Annotated in this window: 29 protein-coding genes and 1 tRNA gene; 1 reads left to right on the forward strand and 29 read right to left on the reverse strand. The window is 64.7% G+C overall.

Annotated features, from left to right (window positions below; all coding sequences use genetic code 11):
• Positions 1-246: 246 nt before the first annotated feature.
• The 25 genes from secY to BLS11_RS02975 are packed head-to-tail and all read right to left on the reverse strand — an operon-like array spanning position 247 to position 14,565.
• Positions 247-1,713 carry a preprotein translocase subunit SecY gene (gene secY / locus BLS11_RS02855; RefSeq protein WP_092532619.1) on the reverse strand — a complete coding sequence of 489 codons (1,467 nt, stop codon included), beginning with the start codon at positions 1,711-1,713 and terminating at the stop codon, positions 247-249.
• 1 nt (position 1,714) lies between these two features.
• Positions 1,715-2,221 carry an uL15m family ribosomal protein gene (locus tag BLS11_RS02860; RefSeq protein WP_092532622.1) on the reverse strand — a complete coding sequence of 169 codons (507 nt, stop codon included), beginning with the start codon at positions 2,219-2,221 and terminating at the stop codon, positions 1,715-1,717.
• Positions 2,218-2,682: a 50S ribosomal protein L30 gene (locus BLS11_RS02865; protein WP_092532625.1), complete on the reverse strand. Its 465-nt coding sequence runs from the start codon at positions 2,680-2,682 to the stop codon at positions 2,218-2,220. The genes BLS11_RS02860 and BLS11_RS02865 overlap by 4 nt, the downstream gene beginning before the upstream one ends.
• Positions 2,682-3,329, reverse strand: a complete 648-nt coding sequence (locus BLS11_RS02870; RefSeq protein WP_092532628.1) for a 30S ribosomal protein S5 — start codon at positions 3,327-3,329, stop codon at positions 2,682-2,684. Before BLS11_RS02870 ends, BLS11_RS02865 begins: the two co-directional genes overlap by 1 nt.
• A complete protein-coding gene (locus tag BLS11_RS02875; protein ID WP_092532631.1) occupies positions 3,326-3,880 on the reverse strand; it encodes a 50S ribosomal protein L18 in 555 nt (184 codons plus the stop codon). Before BLS11_RS02875 ends, BLS11_RS02870 begins: the two co-directional genes overlap by 4 nt.
• A gap of 2 nt (positions 3,881-3,882) precedes the next feature.
• Complete coding sequence (locus BLS11_RS02880) at positions 3,883-4,335, reverse strand: 50S ribosomal protein L19e (RefSeq protein ID WP_092532634.1); 453 nt, start codon at positions 4,333-4,335, stop codon at positions 3,883-3,885.
• Positions 4,332-5,039: a 50S ribosomal protein L32e gene (locus tag BLS11_RS02885; protein ID WP_092532637.1), complete on the reverse strand. Its 708-nt coding sequence runs from the start codon at positions 5,037-5,039 to the stop codon at positions 4,332-4,334. Before BLS11_RS02885 ends, BLS11_RS02880 begins: the two co-directional genes overlap by 4 nt.
• Positions 5,040-5,576 (reverse strand): 50S ribosomal protein L6, encoded by a 537-nt coding sequence (locus tag BLS11_RS02890; RefSeq protein ID WP_092532640.1) that lies wholly within the window; start codon positions 5,574-5,576, stop codon positions 5,040-5,042.
• A gap of 4 nt (positions 5,577-5,580) precedes the next feature.
• Entirely contained in the window at positions 5,581-5,973 is a 393-nt protein-coding gene (locus BLS11_RS02895) for a 30S ribosomal protein S8 (protein WP_092532643.1), read from the reverse strand.
• A 3-nt stretch (positions 5,974-5,976) separates the two neighbouring features.
• On the reverse strand, positions 5,977-6,153 hold the full coding sequence (locus tag BLS11_RS02900; protein WP_092532646.1) for a 30S ribosomal protein S14: 177 nt from the start codon (positions 6,151-6,153) through the stop codon (positions 5,977-5,979).
• Positions 6,150-6,671 carry a 50S ribosomal protein L5 gene (locus BLS11_RS02905; protein ID WP_092532649.1) on the reverse strand — a complete coding sequence of 174 codons (522 nt, stop codon included), beginning with the start codon at positions 6,669-6,671 and terminating at the stop codon, positions 6,150-6,152. The genes BLS11_RS02900 and BLS11_RS02905 overlap by 4 nt, the downstream gene beginning before the upstream one ends.
• Positions 6,668-7,384 (reverse strand): 30S ribosomal protein S4e, encoded by a 717-nt coding sequence (locus BLS11_RS02910; RefSeq protein ID WP_092532652.1) that lies wholly within the window; start codon positions 7,382-7,384, stop codon positions 6,668-6,670. Before BLS11_RS02910 ends, BLS11_RS02905 begins: the two co-directional genes overlap by 4 nt.
• Positions 7,381-7,740 (reverse strand): 50S ribosomal protein L24, encoded by a 360-nt coding sequence (gene rplX / locus BLS11_RS02915; protein WP_092532655.1) that lies wholly within the window; start codon positions 7,738-7,740, stop codon positions 7,381-7,383. Before rplX ends, BLS11_RS02910 begins: the two co-directional genes overlap by 4 nt.
• 3 nt (positions 7,741-7,743) lie before the next feature.
• Positions 7,744-8,142, reverse strand: coding sequence for a 50S ribosomal protein L14 (locus BLS11_RS02920; RefSeq protein WP_092532658.1), 399 nt, complete (start codon positions 8,140-8,142; stop codon positions 7,744-7,746).
• Positions 8,142-8,468: a 30S ribosomal protein S17 gene (locus BLS11_RS02925; protein ID WP_092532661.1), complete on the reverse strand. Its 327-nt coding sequence runs from the start codon at positions 8,466-8,468 to the stop codon at positions 8,142-8,144. Before BLS11_RS02925 ends, BLS11_RS02920 begins: the two co-directional genes overlap by 1 nt.
• A complete protein-coding gene (locus tag BLS11_RS02930; protein ID WP_092532664.1) occupies positions 8,459-8,923 on the reverse strand; it encodes a ribonuclease P protein component 1 in 465 nt (154 codons plus the stop codon). The genes BLS11_RS02925 and BLS11_RS02930 overlap by 10 nt, the downstream gene beginning before the upstream one ends.
• A gap of 7 nt (positions 8,924-8,930) precedes the next feature.
• Entirely contained in the window at positions 8,931-9,146 is a 216-nt protein-coding gene (rpmC, locus tag BLS11_RS02935; RefSeq protein ID WP_092532667.1) for a 50S ribosomal protein L29, read from the reverse strand.
• Positions 9,147-9,149: 3 nt separating this feature from the next.
• A complete protein-coding gene (locus BLS11_RS02940) occupies positions 9,150-10,085 on the reverse strand; it encodes a 30S ribosomal protein S3 (RefSeq protein ID WP_092532670.1) in 936 nt (311 codons plus the stop codon).
• Positions 10,085-10,546 carry a 50S ribosomal protein L22 gene (locus BLS11_RS02945; RefSeq protein WP_092532673.1) on the reverse strand — a complete coding sequence of 154 codons (462 nt, stop codon included), beginning with the start codon at positions 10,544-10,546 and terminating at the stop codon, positions 10,085-10,087. The genes BLS11_RS02940 and BLS11_RS02945 overlap by 1 nt, the downstream gene beginning before the upstream one ends.
• A gap of 3 nt (positions 10,547-10,549) precedes the next feature.
• Complete coding sequence (locus tag BLS11_RS02950) at positions 10,550-10,975, reverse strand: 30S ribosomal protein S19 (RefSeq protein WP_092532676.1); 426 nt, start codon at positions 10,973-10,975, stop codon at positions 10,550-10,552.
• A gap of 3 nt (positions 10,976-10,978) precedes the next feature.
• The gene (locus BLS11_RS02955) at positions 10,979-11,707 is read right to left on the reverse strand and encodes a 50S ribosomal protein L2 (RefSeq protein WP_092532679.1); all 729 of its coding nucleotides are present in this window, start codon (positions 11,705-11,707) and stop codon (positions 10,979-10,981) included.
• A 2-nt stretch (positions 11,708-11,709) separates the two neighbouring features.
• Positions 11,710-11,961, reverse strand: coding sequence for a 50S ribosomal protein L23 (locus BLS11_RS02960; protein WP_092532682.1), 252 nt, complete (start codon positions 11,959-11,961; stop codon positions 11,710-11,712).
• Complete coding sequence (gene rpl4p, locus BLS11_RS02965) at positions 11,958-12,704, reverse strand: 50S ribosomal protein L4 (RefSeq protein ID WP_092532685.1); 747 nt, start codon at positions 12,702-12,704, stop codon at positions 11,958-11,960. The genes BLS11_RS02960 and rpl4p overlap by 4 nt, the downstream gene beginning before the upstream one ends.
• Before the next feature lie 3 nt (positions 12,705-12,707).
• Positions 12,708-13,724: a 50S ribosomal protein L3 gene (locus tag BLS11_RS02970; RefSeq protein WP_092532688.1), complete on the reverse strand. Its 1,017-nt coding sequence runs from the start codon at positions 13,722-13,724 to the stop codon at positions 12,708-12,710.
• A gap of 4 nt (positions 13,725-13,728) precedes the next feature.
• Positions 13,729-14,565, reverse strand: coding sequence for a putative RNA uridine N3 methyltransferase (locus tag BLS11_RS02975; RefSeq protein ID WP_092532691.1), 837 nt, complete (start codon positions 14,563-14,565; stop codon positions 13,729-13,731).
• A 221-nt stretch (positions 14,566-14,786) separates the two neighbouring features.
• Here BLS11_RS02975 and BLS11_RS02980 point away from each other — a divergent pair.
• A tRNA-Gly gene (locus BLS11_RS02980) sits at positions 14,787-14,857 on the forward strand.
• A gap of 274 nt (positions 14,858-15,131) precedes the next feature.
• On the opposite strand, the gene BLS11_RS02985 is transcribed toward BLS11_RS02980, so the two are convergent.
• From BLS11_RS02985 to BLS11_RS03000, 4 genes are all read right to left on the reverse strand, one after another.
• A complete protein-coding gene (locus tag BLS11_RS02985; RefSeq protein ID WP_092532694.1) occupies positions 15,132-16,415 on the reverse strand; it encodes an L-lactate MFS transporter in 1,284 nt (427 codons plus the stop codon).
• Between the two features lie 59 nt (positions 16,416-16,474).
• Positions 16,475-17,494, reverse strand: a complete 1,020-nt coding sequence (locus tag BLS11_RS02990) for a sensor histidine kinase (RefSeq protein ID WP_175454360.1) — start codon at positions 17,492-17,494, stop codon at positions 16,475-16,477.
• Positions 17,495-17,711: 217 nt separating this feature from the next.
• Positions 17,712-17,987, reverse strand: coding sequence for a hypothetical protein (locus BLS11_RS02995; RefSeq protein WP_175454361.1), 276 nt, complete (start codon positions 17,985-17,987; stop codon positions 17,712-17,714).
• 43 nt (positions 17,988-18,030) lie between these two features.
• A complete protein-coding gene (locus BLS11_RS03000) occupies positions 18,031-18,342 on the reverse strand; it encodes a DUF7130 family rubredoxin-like protein (protein WP_092532700.1) in 312 nt (103 codons plus the stop codon).
• Positions 18,343-18,373: the final 31 nt, after the last annotated feature.

An 18,373-nucleotide genomic window follows, 5' to 3' on the forward strand; every position in this document is an offset into this window, starting at 1 on the left:
AAGCTCCGTTCCATTGAGGGAGTAGACCTCTCGTTCAATTGGACGCTCTGGGTCTGGCACAGAGCGAACGGGATGGGGTTGATGGGGCATGGGATTGGTAGGATCGCCTCGCGACTGTGGGTACCTATTTGTAGGCCTAGTTAAAAAACTTCGTCGGCTGAAACGGCTACTCTGTTCGGTCTGTCAATTACTGCAAAAGAAAACGATAATCCGGAAACGTTCTCCGGATTGCTGCGTTAGTGTTGCTTAATCGCCGAACATCTGGCGCATCATCGGGTGCATCTCCATGAGCTGCTCCTCTGCGATCTCCTCGTACAGCTTGTACGTGATGGAGACCGTAAGCAGCAGTCCCGTACCGGAGACTTGGCCGATGGTGCCCAGCATGTTCGCCATGACCGCGAGCAGACCGACGAGCGCGCCGCCGATGACGGTCACCTGCGGGATGTACCGCTCCATCACCTTCTCTATGACCTGCGGGTTGCGTCGGAAGCCGGGAATCTGCATCCCGGAGTTCTGGATCTGCTTTGCGGTCGATTCCGGACCCATCCCCGTCGTCTCGACCCAGAAGATGGCGAACACCGCGCCGCCGACGATCATGAACGTCAGGTCGATGAGCACGCGGACGATGATCTGGGCGGGGTCCGCGGAGGTGAACCCGAGGAACCACATCCAGTCGGCCCGCGATTGGATGGGCGCGAGGTAGTAGAACAGGCCGCCGGTGACCTGTCCGCCGTTGTACGCGCCGAGCCACGCCGGCATCCCGCTCCACGAGCTGTTCAGGAACTGACCCAGGAACTGGATGTTCGCCTGAAGCGCGCGGACGAGGATCATCGGCAGGACGCTCGCGTAGATGAGCTTCACCGGGAAGCGACCGCGGGCGCCCTTCACGCGGGCGTGCGAGAGGGGTATCTCCACGCGGACGCTCTCCGCGTACACGACGATTGCGAAGATGAGCACCGTCGTGATGAGCGCGAGCAGCTGGCCCTGTCCGAGGAAGATGTCGGACAGACCGCCCGGCGAGAGCGGCGACCCGATGTCGGTCGCACCCGTGAGGATGCCGACCCACGTCGGGAAGAAGCCGGAGTTCCCGCCGAGGGCTTCCCAGCTGAACAGCCCGGCGACGAGCTGTTGGCTCACGCCTGCGATGATGAACAGTCCGACGCCGGACCCGACCCCCCACTTGCTCACGATTTCGTCCATGAACAGGATGAGGATGCCGCCGACGAACATCTGAGCGAAGATGAGCGTCTTCACGCCCCCGACGCCGATGCCCAGCGACTGTGCGATGGACTGGTCGGCGGGCAGGAATCCGCCCGCGAACACCATCGGCAGACCGGTCAGACAGATCATCACGACGACCAGCAGCTTCTGCAGGCCCTGATAGAGCACTTGGTCGCGCGGGTCGTCGGTGTCGAGTCCTAGCAGGTCGGCCCCACCCAACAGCTGCAGGACGATGCTCGCCGTGACGATGGGACCGATACCTAACTGCAGTATCGAGCCCTGCTGTCCAGCGAGGATACTACGGAACTGTCCGAACAAGTCGGTCGATGATGTCGTGTCCAGTCCGAATAGTGTGACGTTCGTGAGGAAAAAATACATCACGAGAATGCCAGCTGTCCACGCGAGCTTCCGGCGGAACGGGACGTGTCCCTCCGGACGCGCGACTGCGGGCATTCGCGTCAGCACCGGTTCGGCGGCCTCCTTCCATCCCATGTTACTCTTCCGAGCCTTCCTCGTCGGTGTTGTTATCTTCTTCGACTTCGTCCTCGGCGGCTTTTTCGGCGCGTTCGGAGAGCTCAGCGCTTCCGTCGGCCGATTCGATGAGTTCGACCGCACCGGCGGTGAACGCGTCGGCGACGACGTGCAGCTCCTGTCGGACCTGTCCGCCGCCGAGCACTTTCACCACGTCCGCCTCGTAGCCGTCCTCGGCCACGTCGCGGGCGTCGATATGGTACGCGTCGCCGTCTTGCTCCGCGACGCCGTCGGCCGCGAGCAGTGCGGCGTCCTCGTCCAGCTTCTGGACCTTCACTTCGACGACGGTGTCTTGGGCGTCTTCCGGGCGCTTGAAGCCGTGTTTCCCGAGCGGTTCGTAGTTGTGGAACTCGTGTTTGGCGCGTCCCGCGCGGCCGCGGCCGCCGCGGTGACCGGCACCGCGCCGGTTCTTGTGCGTGCCGCCGCCGTGGGTGCGAGACCCGCGCTGGCGTCGTTTCTTGGACGTCATCGCATATCCTCCAGCAGTTCGTTTATCTGCTCTGTGGTGTGCTTTCCGAGTTGGCCACCCTCCTTGGTGACGTGCTTCTGGCCTCGGTGGCCGCCGCGCGGCGGGTGAAGCCGGAGCACCGGCGAGACTCCCTGCTCGCGGAGCGTCGTCTCCTCGTCGACGAGCGCCTGCGCGAGCGCCGAGAGGTCGTCGTAGTCGGTGTTCTCGGAGACCCACTCGTCGTCCACGTCGGCGGAGCCCTCCTCGGGCTCGGCGCGCTTTCGCAGCACGGTCTCGACCGCGTCCACGGTGGGTTCACCGTGGGCGACGTAGTCGTTGACCTTCGTTATCATGCCGCGGTACGTCTCCGTCTCCGGAACGAACGTACAGTGGTTGACGCTGTGGACGTTCAGCATCTTCAGCGTGTCGCGGACGGCGTCGCTCATGTTGACGTCGCCGCGGAGTTGGACGATAGCCTGCATTATTCGTCCGCCTCCTGCTGAACTCGTCGCGCACGACGGGGCACTCGGGACTGCGACGCGTTCTGCAGCGCGTTGTACGTCGCCTTCGCGAGGTTGACCGTCGTACGGGTGTTTCCGTTCGAACGGGTCCAGGCGTCCTGCACGCCGGCCAGTTCGAGGATGTTGCGGACCGTCTCGGCGGCCGCGAGGCCGAGACCCTGCGGAGCGGGCATGATCTCGACCGTCACGGAGCCGGCCTTACCGGTGGCCTTCCGCGTGAGCGAGTTCACGCCGCCCGCGGAGTCTTCCCACGACCCCGACCCGCGGTCGACTTTGATCATGTTGAGCTTCGCCACGCCGATGGCCTTCTGGATGGCCGATCCGACCTGGTCGTCTCGCGCCTCGGCGTAGCCGAGGTAGCCGTCGCGGTTACCGACTGCGACGACGCAGCGGAACTTCACGCGCCGACCGGAGTCGGTCATGCGCTGGACCATGTTGATGTCGAGCACCTCGTCGTCCAGTCCGGGGAGGAGCTGGTCGACGATCTCGGACTCCTTGAGCGGGAGTCCCGTCTCGAGCGCTTGGTCCATGGACGTGACGTCTCCGTTCTGTACCATGCGGCCGAGCCGCGTGCGCGGCTCCCAGCCGTTGTCGTTACGTTGGCTCATTCGTCCTCCTGTAGTCGCGCGAGCACCTCGTCGAAGTGCTCGGGCAGTTCTGTGGCGTCGAAGTCCCCGCTGTAGAGCGGTTCGTCGAGCTGTTCTGCGTACTCGGCGATGTGTTCGCCGCGGTTACGCGACCAGTCGGCGAGAACCGCTTCGTTGTGGGGGATTTCGAGCCCCGCGTCGATTGCACCTTCCTGTACTGCGAATACCTTGTTGCCGGGGGTAGCCGTGTTGAGGCCGATGTCGAGGACCGCTTCCTCGAGACCGGCGTCTCGCGCCCGCAGGCCCGCGAGGTACCCCGTGAGGTACGCGCTGGGGATGTTGCCCGTGGGGGCTTCCCAGCCGTACTCTTCGAGGTCCTCGGAGCTCGCGGCCGCGTGCGTCGTGTCGCCGTCCGGACCGGGCGAGATCAGCTGCGCCCTGACGTGCTTGTTGCTCACGCGAGCAACGAGGCGTGGCTTGCCCGATTTCAGCAGGCGCAACCTCTGGTGGTAGTCCGTCCGAACTTCGCGGCGGCGACGCATCGGCACCTTGTAGCGTGGTCCTGTCGCCATTGTTAGATCTCCACGTCGTAGTTGTTCCGAATGTACGCTTCGAGTCGGTCGACGCTGTCGAACTCGCCACCGGACGCCTTGTTGTACAGCGTGCGGTACTGCGTCGGCGTCAGCGGTCCGTCGTCCCGAAGCTCCTTCAGGCGACGGCGCTGGGCGCGGATTCGACTGACCCACTCGTCTTTCCTGTTCTTCCGGCCGCCGGACTTCCCTTTGCGGGAGCCGGGGCCCTTGCGGTGACCGTAGGCGCGCTTCTCCGCGCGCTCGCGGGCACGACCCTTGGAGTTACCCTTCGCGTCTTCGACGCGAATCGTGCCTTGATCGACGAGCTCGCGGATGTCCTCGCGCGTGATGGCCTCCGCTATCTCTGCCTGTTCCTCGGGGTCGAACCAGATGCGGCTCTTACCGACGTCCAAGACGTCGGCAGCCATCCGGCGCTGTGCCTTCAGATCGGTCATTCCTCACTCACCTCGACTTCGACGTAGGTGGGGTTGAGGACGCGAATCTCGCGTTCCTCGGCCTCCTCCTCGATACGCTCGCGCTTGCGAGCGCCGACGCCGGAGGCGATGCGGACGGCCTCGGTGGCCGGGTCGACGCCTTCGAGGTCGTCCGTGTTGTGCACGTGGACCTCCTCGAAACCGGAGGGGTGCAGGTCGCGGGCGGCCTTCGGCGAGCGGAACCCCGCCTCGACCTTCGGACCCTTGCCCTTGATTCCGCGGCGCTGCTTCGAGAGGCCGCCGCGGGGCTTCCGCCACGACTCGGGCGTCCGCTTCTTCTTGTGGTAGTCCTGTCGCCGGAAGGCGGGCTTGCCCTCGCGGTGCTTCTGTGCGAGCGCGGCCGCCTTCTCGTCGTCGAGTTCGGGCGTCTTGTCGGCGTGGCCGCGGGGACGGAGTTCCGTCTCGACGTCCTCCTCGGCTTCGGCCTCCTCCTCGCCTTCGTCTTCGACTTCGGCTTCGGTCTCTTCTTGGACTTCGAGTCCGCCGACGTCGGCCTTGATACGGGCCGCGAGGGCGTTACCGACGCCCTCGACGTCGGCGAGTTCCGACTGACTCGCAGCCTTCACGTCTTCGATCGTTTCGTAGCCGGCTTCGCGGAGCGCCTCGGCCTTCGAGGGCCCGACGCCGCTTATGTCTTCGAGTTCCTGAATTTCGTCGGCGGACATTTAGGCACCACCCAACTGTGGCTTCTCGGTGATGTAGACACCGTCTTGGAACACGCGCTGGTCTTTGTCCTTCACGCGCGTGAGCTGTTCGATGTCTGCGGCGGTCTGTCCGACGTCCTCTTTCGAGGGGCCGGACAGCGTGATCTCTTCGCCGTCGACCTGTACTTCTGTCGCGCCGCGAATCTTCGCGCGGCGCGGCGACTTCTCGCCGAGGAAGTTCTCGATGACGACCTCGCTCCCTTCCACGTTCACCTGCATCGGGAAGTGGGCGTAGAAGACTTCCATCTTGTACTCCCACCCCTCGGTGACGCCGTGGAGCATGTTGGTCACGTGGCTCTCGAACGTTCCTACCGTGGCGTTCGTCTTCGCGTCGGTGTTTTCGGATTCGATGACGACCTGACCGTCATCGACGCCGACGCTGATGTCGGGGTACCAAAGCGTCTTCGTGACGCTGCCGTTCGGTCCCTCCACGGTGAGATCGAGGTTCTTCACCTCGGCCGAGACGTCGTCCGGAATGTCGATTTCGATTCTGTTCATGGTCTCAGTAGACGTAGGCGATTACTTGGCCACCGATGCCCTGTTCGCGGGCCTCGTAGTGGCTCATGACGCCGTGGCTCGTCGTGACGATGAGCGTCCCGTAGTCGCGGGCGGGGAGGAACCGCTTCTCCCACTTCTCGAACTCGTCCGCGCCCGCGGAGTAGCGGGGCTTGACGGCGCCACATTCGTTGATTGCGCCTTTCAGTTCGACCTCGAACGTACCGGCTTTCCCGTCGTCGACGAACTCGAAGCCGTCGACGTACCCGCGGTCGTAGAAGACCTCGAGCACGGAGCCGATTACGTTGGAGGCGGGCTGTACCGTGTGGGACAGATGCCCGACGCTCTCGGCGTTGTTCACGCCTGCGAGCGCGTTCGCGAGTGGGTCATTTCCTGCCATAGTCTATCGGTACTTCTTGAATCCCATGCTGCGAGCGACCTCGCGGAAGCACTGGCGACAGAGGAAGATGTCGTACTTGCCGACGAGGCCCTGCTTGCGGCCGCAGCGTCGGCACTCCTTCTCTTGGCCAGTCCGCCGCGCGGCGTGCTCGCCCGTCTGTTCTGTTTCGCTTTCGCTCATTCTGTGACCTCCACGTCGAATTCGGATTCGACGAACGCGACGGCGTCCTCGACGGTCATCCGGTGCGCGTTCGGAATCGAGCGCGTGACCTTGTCACGCTTCTTCACGCGGTATCCGGGGCGGACGAGGTTGACCGTCACGTCCAGCCCGTAGATACCGATCTGCGGGTCGTACTCCTGGGAGGGGAACTCGGTGTGCTCTTCGACGCCGAAGCTGAAGTTCCCCGTCTCGTCGAACATCTTCCGTCGGACGTCCGCGAGGGGAAGCGCCGTCTCGAGGAACTCGACCGCCGCGTCGCCGCGGAGGGTGACCTTCGTTCCGATGGGGTCACCGCGTCGCGCGCCGAACGGCGTCGCGTCGCTCGATGCGAGCGTCTGCACGGACTCTTGGCCCGTGATCTCCTCTAAGATGTCCTCCGCGTTGGCGAGTTCGCGCCCGCCTTCGCCGACGCCCATGTGGACGACGACTTTCTCGATCTGCGGCTTGCGCATCTCGTGGAACTCGGCGGACTCGCTCATTCGTCGTCACCTCCGTCGGTGAAGTTCTCGTCGATGACGACGACGTACTGTTCGACCGTCTCGAACTCGCCGTCCTCCGTCTCGACGGTGACGGCGTTGTCGCCGCTTCCGGGCGTGACGATTATCTCGGAGACGGTGCCGACTTCCCCGGAGTGGGTGCCGTCGACGGCCGTCACGAGTGCGCCCTCCTCGTAGGGGAAGTGCGCGACGACGTCCTTCGTCTCGTTGTCGACGACGAGGGAGTCGCCGGTGCTGTACTCGGCGGCCTCCTCGTCGTCTTCGAGACGGATGTTCGCGCCGTCGTGGAGCGTAATCTGCGTCGCTCCGCCCTTGACGTTCTGCTTCCGAACGATCTTGCCGAGGCGGCTGTCCGCCGATTCGGCGTCGATGGGCGTGAGCGCGAGACGGCCACCCTGCTCGGGGAAGACGCGGAAGTACTCCTCCCGTTGGGTGAACGCGACGATGTCGAACATCCCGACGGGACGCTGTTCGTCGCTGACCGTGTCGCCGTTGATGAGCACGTTGCCCTCGTTGAGGGCGTAGCGCGCTTCCTTCTTCGAGTCCACGTAGCCGAGAACGTCGCGCAGCAGGATGAGGAGGGGAACCCCGTCCTCACCGTGCGGCCCGGCGCCGGCCTTGACCGTGAACGTGTTCTCTTTGCGCTCGATCGGCCACGAGTTCGGGGCCGACAGTCGCTTCTGGTGTCGCGTCATTCGTTATCCTCTCCGTTGAGACGCGCCTCGCGACGCTCGTCTTCGAGGTCCAGTTCGACGACGCGAAGGTTGCTCGAGTCGAGCGGACGGGGAACTTCCTCGCCGTCCGCCTTCGCGATGGTCACGTCTTCGACGTGCACGACCGCGTCTTTGAGGTCGACGTCGACGACTTCGGCTTCCGTTCCGGCGTAGTCGCCGCGGAGCACTTCCACCGTGTCGCCGACGTTGACGCGGACGTTCCGCTGTCCGTACTCCTCGCGGAGGTCGTCGGACAGCGTCGCGCGGACCTGCTTCTGACGTTCGTGCAGAGGCGCGTTCTGCGTCTGTTTTCGCTGTTTGCTTGGTTGTCTCGTCATAGTCTATACGATCATCGTCGCTGTGGACGCGATGCTTCCGAAGCGCTCGGCAACTTCGCGCGCGATGGGACCCTTGATCTCGGTCCCGCGAGGCTCCTCCATCTCGTCGATGATGACGGCGGCGTTGTCCTCGAACTTCACGCGCGTGCCGTCGGGCCGACGGATCGACTTCCGCTGGCGGATGATGACGGCTTCGAGCACTTGGCGACGCATCTCCGGCGTCCCCTTGGTCACCGAGACGGTGACCTTGTTACCGATGCCCGCTTTGGGCTGTCGATTCTTCGTACCCGAGTAGCCGGCCACGCTGATGACCTTCAGTTCGCGAGCGCCGGTGTTGTCGGCGCAGTTGATGAGCGAACCGCGACCGACGCCCTTCGTGACGTCCGCCTTCAGTGCTTCCATCAGTCGTCACCTCCGACGATCTCGACCACGACGTGAGCCTTGGTCTTCGAAAGCGGTCGGGTTTCTGCGATACGTACCGTGTCGCCTTCCTCGAGGTCCATGCACGGGGGTGCGTGGGCCGGAATTCGACTACGCCGCTTCATGTAGCGGTCGTACTTGGGGACGCGAACGTCGTATTCGCGTTCCACAACGACGGTTTTCTCCATGTCTGTGGAGGCGACCGTACCCTCGAGCGTCTGTCCTCGCACGGAAAGCGTTCCGTGGAACGGACAGTTCGCGTCGGAGCAAGCCTCCTCCGGTTCTTCTACGTTCAGTCCTATCGCCATGTTGAGTCACCTGCCTTCTCTGTTCGCAAGGCGGGTCGTGAGAGCAGACGTGCGCCATCCACCGTAACGTAGGCCACGCCCTCGCAATTCTCGGACGGGTTCCGAGAAGCCGCCGAGGTGTCCTCGGCGAGCCCCTCAGACTGACCGGCTAATCCGCCGGCAGTTTCCGAGGGAAGTTTGGACGCGGTCCCCGACGCCTTGTCGGCGTCGGCGGCTTCATCTGTGCGCACGGACCCCGTATCGGGGTCTGTCGCGGACGGAATCTCGAACCGCAGGGTCGCGCCCTGCTTCGGCACCTGACTGACCCGAGAGCCGGTATCGACGTGTAGCGTGCGCATCGTCTCGACGACGATACGCCCCGCTATCCCGACCAAGTCGGGGTTCGCGGCGTCTACGACCTCCACGCGGAGGCCGTTGAGTTCGTGTCGCGTGAGGGTCTCGGGTGTCAGTGCCATCGGTTCGTTACTCCTCGTCTTCGAAGTCGCCCTCTTCGCGCTGAATCGTCTTGATGCGCGCGATGGTCGACTTCAGTTCGCTGACGCGGCCGGGGTTCTCCGGCGCGCCGCCGGCCGCCTGCACGGCCTTCGTGTTCAGCAGTTCCGTTTCGAGGTCCTCGACTTCCGCCTCGCGTTCGGCGGGAGTCATGTCTCGGATCTCTTCGGGGTAGAGTATCGCCATGGATTACTCCTCCGTTTCCTCTTCGTCTTCGTCGGCCTCGTCGGCCTCTTCCATCTCGGCGACGAGGTCGGACGCTTCCGCTTCGACGTCTTCGTCGAGTTCGTCGAGTTCCGCTTCCTCCTCGTCGGAGTCCGCGGACTCCTCGTCTTCGTCGCCCTCGGCGGGGACGTCCTCGGTCTGCTCGACGACTTCCTCGACGATCTCCTCGTCGATGACCTCCTCGGGCTCCTCGTCGGGCACTTCGACGTCTTCCTGTTCGACTTCGGGGATCTCCTCGGGTTCGTCCTCGAGGAGTTCCTCGACGCCTTCGGTCTCTGCGGTCTGTTCGACCGGTTCGACCTCCGCTTCCTCGTCGATCTCGAAGTCGTCCGGGAGGACCGCTCCCGGCGGGATTATCTTGACCGTGACGCCGATGGTGCCGAGCTTCATCACGGCGACGCCCTGCCCCTCGTCGACGATCTCTTGGGCGGGTTCGCCGTTGTGCTTGATGTAGCCGCGGTTGAACTTCTCCACGCGCGAGCGTGCGCCCGTGACCTTCCCGGAGAGGACGATTTCGGCGCCGAGTGCGCCGGCGTCCATGATGCGGTCGATGGTCGTGTGGCCCGCCTTCCGGAAGTACCAACCGCGTTCGAGTGCGTTGGCGAGGCGGTCAGCGACGATTCGCGCGTTGAGGTCGGGTTCGTCGACCTCCTGGACGTCGATCTGCGGGTCGTCGAGGTTGAAGCGGTTCTCGAGTTCCTTGGTCACCTTGCGGATGTTCTTTCCGCCCTTCCCGATGACCATCCCGGGCTTCTCGGCCTTGAGGACGATCTGGGTCCCCATCGGGGTCTTCGCGACCTCCATGCCGCCGTAGCCGGCGCGGCCGAGTTCGTCCGCGAAGAACTCGTCTATCTGAGACCGCTGGAGTCCGTCTTCGATGAACTGGTGTTCGTCAGCCATTATTCCTCGACCTCCTCGATGATGAGTTCGACGTCACAGAGCGTGGTGTTGAACGGGTCCGCCCGGCCGAAGGCGCGGGGCTTGCGACCCTGCTGTTCGCCCACCTTGTGTGCCGCGACGTGCATGATCTCCATCGCGCGTCCGTCGAACCCCTGTTCGTCGGCGTTCGACGCGACGTTCTGCAGGAGTTCGAGGAACGCCTTCGAGGCCTTCTCGGGGTAGCGCCCGGCGTCCCAGCCGTCGATGTCGGAGCGGTGCCCGACACCGGTGTTGTGCTGCTTGAACGGGACGGAGCGCTCGCCGTCGATGACGGCCTCGAGGTACTCCTCGGCCTCCTCGACGGTCATGCCCTTGATGGCACGCGAGATGGCCTTGCTGTGCTTGAGGCTTATCGGCCGGTCGCGGAGCATCCCCTTGGCGGAGGTGTCCGGGTCGGCCTTGACGCTGTAGTTGATTCCCATGGGTTATTTGAGCGGTACGAACTTCGAGGACCGGGTCGCGCCGATACCGGCCTGCCCGTGCTCGACCGAGTTACGGGTCAGCTGGAACTCGCCCAGGTAGTGCCCGATCATCTCGGGTTCGATCTGGACGCGCTCGAACGACTGCCCGTTGTACACCGCGAACGTCTTGTCGACGAACGACGGGAGGATGGGCATGTCGCGGAGGTGCGTCCGGAGCGGCGAGTCGGCCGTCTCCTGAGGGTCCGCTTCGCGGACGTCCTCGAGGAGCTTCTCGTGTTGGCGCGAGAGTCCTCGCTTGATGGTTCGCCGCTGACGTGCGGGAAGCAGTTCCACTACCTCTTCGAGCTCCATCTCCTGCAGCTCGTCGAGCGTGTAGCCGCGGTAGGTGAACTCCTCACCTTCACGGCCGGTACGGTATTCCGAACTCATGGTTTAGTTGCCTCCTTTGCCGCCGCGACCGGTGCGCTTGGAGGCGATGTCGCCGACCTTCCGGCCCGGCGGTGCGTTGCGCGAGACGGACTTCGGGCGGCCGGGGTGCTGGCGGCCGCCGCCACCGAACGGGTGGTCGACCGCGTTCATGGCGACGCCGCGGACCCGCGGCCACTTGATGCCGCGCGCTTTCATCTTGTGGTGCTTCTTTCCGGCCTTCACGAACGGCTTCTCCGTGCGGCCGCCACCGGCGACGACGCCGATGGTGGCGCGGCACTCGGGGTTCAGCCGCTTGACCTCGCCCGAGGGCAGCTTCACGACCGCCACGCGGCGGTCGTGGGTGAGAAGCTGCGCGCTCGTACCCGAGGCGCGGGCGAACTTGCCGCCGTCGCCGACTTGGCTCTCGACGTTGCAGACCGGGACCCCTTCCGGAATCTCGGCCAGCGGCAGCGTGTTGCCGGGCTTGATTTCGGCGGAGACGCCGACTTGGATCGTGTCGCCGACCGCGATGCCCTCGGGTGCGAGGACGAGTCGCTGGTCGCCGTCGTCGAACTCGACGGCCGCAACGGGTGCGCTGCGGGCCGGGTCGTGTTCGATGTCGACGATGGTACCGGAGACTGTATCCTCCTCTTCGGACTTCTTGTGCGATAGTTCGGCCTTGTAGCGGTGCGACGGAGCCCGGAACGTGGGCGTGCCGCGTCCGCGACGTTGGCCTTGAATTCGTCGTCCCATTGTTAGAACACCCCGATTCGCGAGGCGACTTCCTGCGCGTCGTCGTCGTCGCTCAGACGAACGGTTGCCTTCTTCGTGCCCTTCGGAGTCACCTGCGTGTTGACTTTCTCGATGGACACTTCGTAGCGCGATTCGATCTCCTCGACGATCTCCGGCTTCGCGGCGTCGAGGTCGACGATGAACTGGAGCTTGTTGTCGAAGTCCATCTCGTTCATCGCCTTCTCAGTGACGAGGGGGTGGCGAATGACGCTCATCGGTCGGCCACCTCCTCGATTGCGCTCTCGGTGAAGACCGTCAGGCGACCGGCGTGCGTGCCGGGCGCGAGGTCCTCGGCGTTGACGTCGGACGCCGTCGCCACGTCGACGCCGGCGAGGTTCCGAGCCGCCTTCGAGGGCTCCTCGCTCGTGACGAACAGGATGGACTTCGGTCGCGTGTACTTGCGACCGCGTGCCTTGCCCTGTCCGGCCTTGACCTTCTTGTTGTCCTCGGAGCGTTCGACGTCCGCGTAGACGCCGACCGATTCGAGGAAGGAGACGACCTCCTTCGTCTTCACGAGGTCCTCGAACTCGTCGGAGACGACGAGGGGGAGTTCGACGTCGTCGTCGAACCGGTGTCCTCGCTCGGAGACGAGTTCGGGGTCCGTCGTGGCGGCCAGCGCCGACCGGACGGCGAGTTTCCGCTCCTTCTTGTTGATGTCCTTCCCCTGGTCCTTCTCGGCCTTCGGCGGGTGCGCCTTGCGGCCGGAGACAGCGTGCGGGACGCGTCGGGCGACGCCGTTCTGGCGCGGGTCGTGGGACATGCCGCGACCGCTACCCATGGACTCGGCGGGAGTCCGCATCCCGGCGTAGGGGTCGGAGCCGTACGCCTGCTTTCGGTTTGCCTGCGCGGCGATGACTGCACGCTTGATGAGGTCCGGACGGTAGTTCGTCTCGAAGACCTCGGGGAGATCGAGCGTGCCCGACTCGTCGCCGTTCAGGTCGCGAATTGTTGCCTTCATTGGTTATCCCTGGTTCGATGCCGTGGAGACGTAGCGCACCTCGGGGTCGAGGCGCGGTTGGTCGTTCGGTCGGACGGCCGGGCGGAAGCGCAGGAGGCGCTTGTTCGGGCCCGGCAGCGAACCCTTCACCAAGGCGTACGGGCCGTCGACTTCGCCGTAGTTGACGAAGCCGCCGTCCACGGACGCCTCGTTGCCCTCACCGATGTCGATGAGGCGCTTGTTGAGTTCCGTCCGCTGGTGGTAGCCGGTCTGCCCCTGCTGGGGGACCGTCGAGCGGACGCGGGAGGGGTTCCACGGGCCGAGGTTACCGATACGGCGCCGCCAGCCCTGACGGGCGTGTTTGCCCTTCCGCTTCTGGACGCCCCAGCGCTTGACGGGGCCCTGGGTGCCCTTCCCCTTCGTGACGCCTGCGACGTCCATGTACTCGCCCGCGCGGAACACGTCGGACATCGCGTGCTCGCCTCCGTCTTCGAGGAGGTCGAGACCGAAGTCCAGCCGTTCCTGCACGGAGCCACCGCCGATGCGGTTCTCCATGACGTCGGGCTTCTTCTTGGGGACGTTGTTCATCGGGCCGGGGACCGTGTGGACGATGAGACGCAGGTCGTCGATGTCGCCGGCCTCGACGGCCGAGCGAAGTTCGTCTGCGTCCTCCTCGAAGGAGTCCTCGTTCGGGAGGTCGAGGACGCGGTCGAGTTCGTCGTCGAACTCGGACGCCCACACCTCGGTCACCGGTTGCATTCCGTACGCCGTCTGTTCGTAGGCTCGAAGGGCCACCGCGCGCATGGGTGGGGTCTCGACGACGGTCACCGGAACGGCCTCCTCCATCCCTTCGCGGGGGGAGTTGGACTCGTCGTTGACCATCATCACTTGGGTCATACCGGCTTTGTAGCCGGCGAAGCCCTGGAGACCCGGCGACCCGTCGTCGTCGGGCCACGAGCGGATGCGCGGGATTTCGGAATCCACACGCTTGCGCGGGCTGTAGCCCATCGAACCCTTTCGTGGTCTGCTTGGTTGTGGCATGTTTTCACTCCGTGAGAGTCAGGGGAGCCAGCGACGCGAACATCGCTTCTTCGGTTCGCACCACTTGGCTGCCCTGTCGCGGAATCGTATTGAGCCAGAGGTCGAACCCCGGACCGTCGGAGGGTTCGACTGACACCTCCTCGGCGTCGACGCCGAGGATTTCCGGAAGCCCTCGCCCGGGCGATCCGAAGACGACGGTCGCTCCGTCCCGCTCGATGCGGGACGAGAGGTCCGCCAGCCTTCCGACCGTCAACGGCTCCCCGAAGCGAGACGTCGCGATGGCGACGCCCGCGTCGGGGCGGTCGAGCGCTTCTTCGAGGCCCATGCGGGACACGTCGAAACCCGGGAGGGGTTCGTCGACGATCCGCGCACGGACCGGTTCTCGCGAAGAGATCCTGATGGCGACGCGCTCCCCCTCTCGCACCTCCATATCCGACGGGGTGTAGAGGGAGACCGGGTGTTGCATTCCGCAATTGACCCGAACGCGACCGTCAGGTCCGACCTCGGTCACGATTCCCTGTTGTAACGACCCCGAATCGTCTGATTCGGAGCCGGTCGTAGACGCGACGCGCAGGGGTGGTAAGACACCGACGTACTCCAGTTCGTCGCGCCGCCCCCACACCTCCTTTCGGAGGTACGGCGGCGTGGCGGCGTACCGCAGCACGGTTTCGACGAACCCGCTCCCCCAGCGTCGTTCGCCTTCCGTATCGGGGAAGACGACGAGCCTGTCCGCCCGGAACACCGTCGCCGCGCGGGCGACGTAGCCGATTTTGCGAGTTGCCTCGCGTTTGTCCTCGGCTTCCCGGACGAGGGAGGACGGCACGAGTACGCTGAGTGTCATACCGAGCCCTTCATCGTCACGTCTAGACTGTACTCCCACTACCTGAAGCGTGATTAAAAGACTAGCGAATCGTACTCCGGGCTGTGAGCGCTTGACACCCACGTCGGCGGGACTTTCGTGCGTCGTTAAACCATGGGTTCAGCACCCACGTCGTCTTCCGATTCGCAAGTCTTATTTATCAACCCGGCGTTACCGATTAATGCAGACGAAGACCGCGACACGCGCTGGTAGTGTAGTGGTATCACGTGACCTTGCCATGGTCACAACCTGGGTTCAAATCCCAGCCAGCGCACTTCTCTCAAGAATCACACGGCGAGTGACCTCCGTGTCACTCGCCTCTGTTTGCGGTTGTGTGCGGAGTCGGTGGGATTTGAATCAGGGAGCGAACGGACGTGAGCGACCGTGGTTCAACTCCCAGCCAGCGTACTTCTCTCGAACGCTACTCGACGAGCGCCGAGTCTCGCCGACGTTCACCGCGCTTCGCTCGAAAAATCCCGCCTCCGATGACTTCTTTCGCTGGGACTCCGTCCTCGGGTCCGAATGTGTGGACGGTGCCGCGTCGGTCGTCAGTCGGTCGTGGAAGCGGCACCCTCGGGGGAACCCGCCTTTCTGAGGCTTTTGAGCCGCCAGTAGAGGACGCCGACGATGACGAGGCCGACGACGACGAGGGCGTTGATGATGTACAGGGCCGTCGTGTAGTTACCCGTGGCTTCGAGGACTAGCGAGGCGATCTGCGGGCCGGCGACGCCGGCGACGCTCCACGCCGTGAGCGCGTAGCCGTGAATCGCGCTGACCTCGTCGGTGCCGAAGAGGTCGCTGAGGTACGCCGGGAGGCAGGCGAACCCGCCGCCGTAGCAGGTGATGACGAGGAACATCAGCCCCGCCAGAAGCCAGACGCCGGCGACCTGCGGCATCACGAAGAAGGCGGCGATCTGGATGACCATGAACGCCGCGTACGTGGTGGTCCGGCCGATGTAGTCCGACAGGGTGGACCAGAAGATCCGACCGCCGCCGTTGAAGATGCCGATGTACCCGGTGATGAACGCGGCAGTCGTGGCGGTCGCCCCGCCGATCTGCTGGAGCATCGGCGACGCGAACGCGAGGAGCATGATGCCCGCGGTGACGTTGATGAAGATGATGAGCCAGAGCAACCAGAAGCGCAGCGTCGTCCGCGCTTGCGTCGCGGTGAGGACGTCGAGGCCGGAGAGCGCCCCGGTCGCCTTCTCGTGTGCGCCCTCCACGTCCTGCATGTCCTCGGGGAGCCATCCCTCGGGGGGCTTCGCGAGGTAACTCGCGCCGAGCGTCATCAGCGCGAAGTAGAGCGTACCGAGCGCGAAGAAGGTCGTCGCGACGCCGTAGTTCTGGATGAGGAAGTTACCGAGCGGTCCCGTGAGCAACGCACCGGCACCGAAGCCCATGACCGCGAGGCCGGTCGCCATGCCTCGCCGGTCGGGGAACCACTCGACGAGCGTCCCGATGGGCGAGATGTACCCGAGGCCGAGTCCCATCCCGCCGATGACGCCGAACGTGGCGAGAAACAGCGGGAGGCTTCCGATCGTAACGCTGACTCCCGAGCCGACCATCCCGAGACCGTACAGGACGGCCGCGGAGAGGCCGGCTTTCCGCGGGCCGTACTTCTCGACGTACTTGCCGAGGAACGCGGCAGTAAACCCGAGGACGAATATCGCTATCGAGAACGCGAGCGTGACTTGGGAGGTTGCCCAACCCTCCGCGTCTCGTAGCGGAATCTGATAGATGCTGTACGCGTAGATGCTCCCTATCGAGAGGTGAATTGCAACGGCCGACAAGGCGATCAACCAACGATTCTTGCCGGACTCGGTGCGTGACATACCCACTCATCCATTACGAATTATCATAAGCATCATGGCCCCCAGGAGGGGCGGACGATTTATCGCGCCGACAGCGCGGACAACTCGCCCGCGGAGTCGGTCCGAGACTCGGCCGCCTCGGAGTCGGGGCGCGGGAACGCGACGCTGAACACGCTCCCGTCCGGTCCGGTCTCGGTGAGTTCGACGTTCGCCCCGTAGCGGTCGGCCAACCGGCCGATGATGGTGAGTCCGATGCCGTGGTCGGTCCGACCCGTCGTACTCTCGAAGAGGGCGTCGCGTTCCGATTCGGGGACGCCGGGGCCGTTGTCGGCCACACGCACGGTTACCGTCTCGGCGGTGGCCGTCGCGGTTACGGTGACTCGCGGCGGTCGGACGTCGTTGTGTTCGACGGCGTTGGCGAGCAGATTCGAGAAGATTCGCCGGAGAAGGTCGTCCGCCATCACGTAGATATCGTCGGGGACCGTCGCCTCCGTTTCGACGCCCTCGTAGCGGTCCTGAACCTTGAGGAGTTCGTCGTGCAGGACTTCGCTGAGGTTCACCCGCCGGAGGGTGGGTTCCTCCTCTATGGTCCGAAGCAGTAGCCGAACGTCCTTCGTGACCCTCGTGAGGTCCGTCGCCTGCCGTTCGATGACGCCCGCGTACTGGCGCGTCGTCTCGTCGGCCGCGGCGTCGTCGAGAAGCGACGCGTACCCCTCGATGACGTTCGCCGTGTTCAACACCTCGTGGCGGAGCAACGCGTTGAGGTAGTCGAGGAGTTCGCGGCGTCGTTCGAGTTCCTCGGCCCGGACGGCGGAGCGTTGAGCGATGGCTTCGCGGTGTATCGCCTTCGCCTCGTAGTACCCGATGAGAAAGCCGATGCCAGCGCCGAAACTGACGGCCCACCGGATCCATCCGACCAGAGTAACCGCGTCGTCTGTCGGCATCGCCACCATCAGGGCGACGTTGATGAGGCCGAAGACGGCCATCCCGCCGACACACCACTGCAGGACGCGGCCGTATCGTTCCCGGTCCAACGGCAACCGAGCGAGTTGGTACCCGCCGACTACCAGACCGACGACGAACGGGAGGCTTGTTACCACGCCGATGATGTATTCGAGGGATATCGAATACGAAAAGACGAACGTTGCGGAAATTTCAGCGCTGAGAACTACGCTCAGAAGAAGACCGAGCCCCATCACGACGTGCGGCACCCGGTCGTTTTGCATTACCAACTCTGGTAAGGAAACGAGATATTATAATGATAACGGTGGTCCGATTGTCACGTCGTCGGCGCGACAGCTCTCGGGGCGACGCGAGTTACTCCTCGCCGATACCGAGGCCCAACGTGTTCGCCGTCTCGACGCGGGCGAGTCCGTCCATCGAACAGAGCCTTTCGACGCCCTCCTCGGGGAGGGTGACGAGCAGAGACCCGAAGCGGAGTTCGTCCTCGACGGACCCGCCGACGTCCGAGACGGCGTCCGCTACCGCGGAACGCGTGACGTCGGACTCCTCGTCGAGTTCGACGACCAGCGACGCCGTCTCGTCGGGCATCGGGTCCTCGCACATGCGCCGGACCGGGTGAGAGCGGTACATACCCGATGCGACGGACGCGAACCTCAAAAAGGAGAGCGTCGAGTCAGTTCTCGGGCCAGTAGGAGAGCGACCCCCGCCCCGCGGAGCAGTCGGGACAGGACGGCGGGAACGACGCCACCGACCCGACGGCCCCGCATTCGGCGCAGTACCAGACGAGGAACGCCCCGTCGCCCCCTCTCGCGGCGTCGCGGGGCGTCGCGTCCGGAGTCGGGCGGGCGGTTCGGGTACGGGAACGAGAACGGGCGCGGGCGTTCGCGGCCGTCGCGGGCCCCGCGTCGATGCTGGGTTTGGGGTCCACGCGGGCGCGGGGGCGGCGGCGCGGCGGGTGTCGTTGCGAGGAGGTTCGGGAACTCATGCCTCCTGTACGCGTCCCCAGACTATAAAGT

It is taken from the genome of Halopelagius longus, from assembly GCF_900100875.1.
Lineage (GTDB): Archaea > Halobacteriota > Halobacteria > Halobacteriales > Haloferacaceae > Halopelagius > Halopelagius longus.

Bases quoted from the DNA above. Each gene is read 5' to 3' on its own strand.
- secY (WP_092532619.1), bottom strand. From the start codon at position 1,713: ATGGGATGGAAGGAGGCCGCCGAACCGGTGCTGACGCGAATGCCCGCA.
- BLS11_RS02860 (WP_092532622.1), bottom strand. From the start codon at position 2,221: ATGACGTCCAAGAAACGACGCCAGCGCGGGTCTCGCACCCACGGCGGC.
- BLS11_RS02865 (WP_092532625.1), bottom strand. From the start codon at position 2,682: ATGCAGGCTATCGTCCAACTCCGCGGCGACGTCAACATGAGCGACGCC.
- BLS11_RS02870 (WP_092532628.1), bottom strand. From the start codon at position 3,329: ATGAGCCAACGTAACGACAACGGCTGGGAGCCGCGCACGCGGCTCGGC.
- BLS11_RS02875 (WP_092532631.1), bottom strand. From the start codon at position 3,880: ATGGCGACAGGACCACGCTACAAGGTGCCGATGCGTCGCCGCCGCGAA.
- BLS11_RS02880 (WP_092532634.1), bottom strand. From the start codon at position 4,335: ATGACCGATCTGAAGGCACAGCGCCGGATGGCTGCCGACGTCTTGGAC.
- BLS11_RS02885 (WP_092532637.1), bottom strand. From the start codon at position 5,039: ATGTCCGCCGACGAAATTCAGGAACTCGAAGACATAAGCGGCGTCGGG.
- BLS11_RS02890 (WP_092532640.1), bottom strand. From the start codon at position 5,576: ATGAACAGAATCGAAATCGACATTCCGGACGACGTCTCGGCCGAGGTG.
- BLS11_RS02895 (WP_092532643.1), bottom strand. From the start codon at position 5,973: ATGGCAGGAAATGACCCACTCGCGAACGCGCTCGCAGGCGTGAACAAC.
- BLS11_RS02900 (WP_092532646.1), bottom strand. From the start codon at position 6,153: ATGAGCGAAAGCGAAACAGAACAGACGGGCGAGCACGCCGCGCGGCGG.
- BLS11_RS02905 (WP_092532649.1), bottom strand. From the start codon at position 6,671: ATGAGCGAGTCCGCCGAGTTCCACGAGATGCGCAAGCCGCAGATCGAG.
- BLS11_RS02910 (WP_092532652.1), bottom strand. From the start codon at position 7,384: ATGACGCGACACCAGAAGCGACTGTCGGCCCCGAACTCGTGGCCGATC.
- rplX (WP_092532655.1), bottom strand. From the start codon at position 7,740: ATGACGAGACAACCAAGCAAACAGCGAAAACAGACGCAGAACGCGCCT.
- BLS11_RS02920 (WP_092532658.1), bottom strand. From the start codon at position 8,142: ATGGAAGCACTGAAGGCGGACGTCACGAAGGGCGTCGGTCGCGGTTCG.
- BLS11_RS02925 (WP_092532661.1), bottom strand. From the start codon at position 8,468: ATGGCGATAGGACTGAACGTAGAAGAACCGGAGGAGGCTTGCTCCGAC.
- BLS11_RS02930 (WP_092532664.1), bottom strand. From the start codon at position 8,923: ATGGCACTGACACCCGAGACCCTCACGCGACACGAACTCAACGGCCTC.
- rpmC (WP_092532667.1), bottom strand. From the start codon at position 9,146: ATGGCGATACTCTACCCCGAAGAGATCCGAGACATGACTCCCGCCGAA.
- BLS11_RS02940 (WP_092532670.1), bottom strand. From the start codon at position 10,085: ATGGCTGACGAACACCAGTTCATCGAAGACGGACTCCAGCGGTCTCAG.
- BLS11_RS02945 (WP_092532673.1), bottom strand. From the start codon at position 10,546: ATGGGAATCAACTACAGCGTCAAGGCCGACCCGGACACCTCCGCCAAG.
- BLS11_RS02950 (WP_092532676.1), bottom strand. From the start codon at position 10,975: ATGAGTTCGGAATACCGTACCGGCCGTGAAGGTGAGGAGTTCACCTAC.
- BLS11_RS02955 (WP_092532679.1), bottom strand. From the start codon at position 11,707: ATGGGACGACGAATTCAAGGCCAACGTCGCGGACGCGGCACGCCCACG.
- BLS11_RS02960 (WP_092532682.1), bottom strand. From the start codon at position 11,961: ATGAGCGTCATTCGCCACCCCCTCGTCACTGAGAAGGCGATGAACGAG.
- rpl4p (WP_092532685.1), bottom strand. From the start codon at position 12,704: ATGAAGGCAACAATTCGCGACCTGAACGGCGACGAGTCGGGCACGCTC.
- BLS11_RS02970 (WP_092532688.1), bottom strand. From the start codon at position 13,724: ATGCCACAACCAAGCAGACCACGAAAGGGTTCGATGGGCTACAGCCCG.
- BLS11_RS02975 (WP_092532691.1), bottom strand. From the start codon at position 14,565: ATGACACTCAGCGTACTCGTGCCGTCCTCCCTCGTCCGGGAAGCCGAG.
- BLS11_RS02985 (WP_092532694.1), bottom strand. From the start codon at position 16,415: ATGTCACGCACCGAGTCCGGCAAGAATCGTTGGTTGATCGCCTTGTCG.
- BLS11_RS02995 (WP_175454361.1), bottom strand. From the start codon at position 17,987: ATGTACCGCTCTCACCCGGTCCGGCGCATGTGCGAGGACCCGATGCCC.
- BLS11_RS03000 (WP_092532700.1), bottom strand. From the start codon at position 18,342: ATGAGTTCCCGAACCTCCTCGCAACGACACCCGCCGCGCCGCCGCCCC.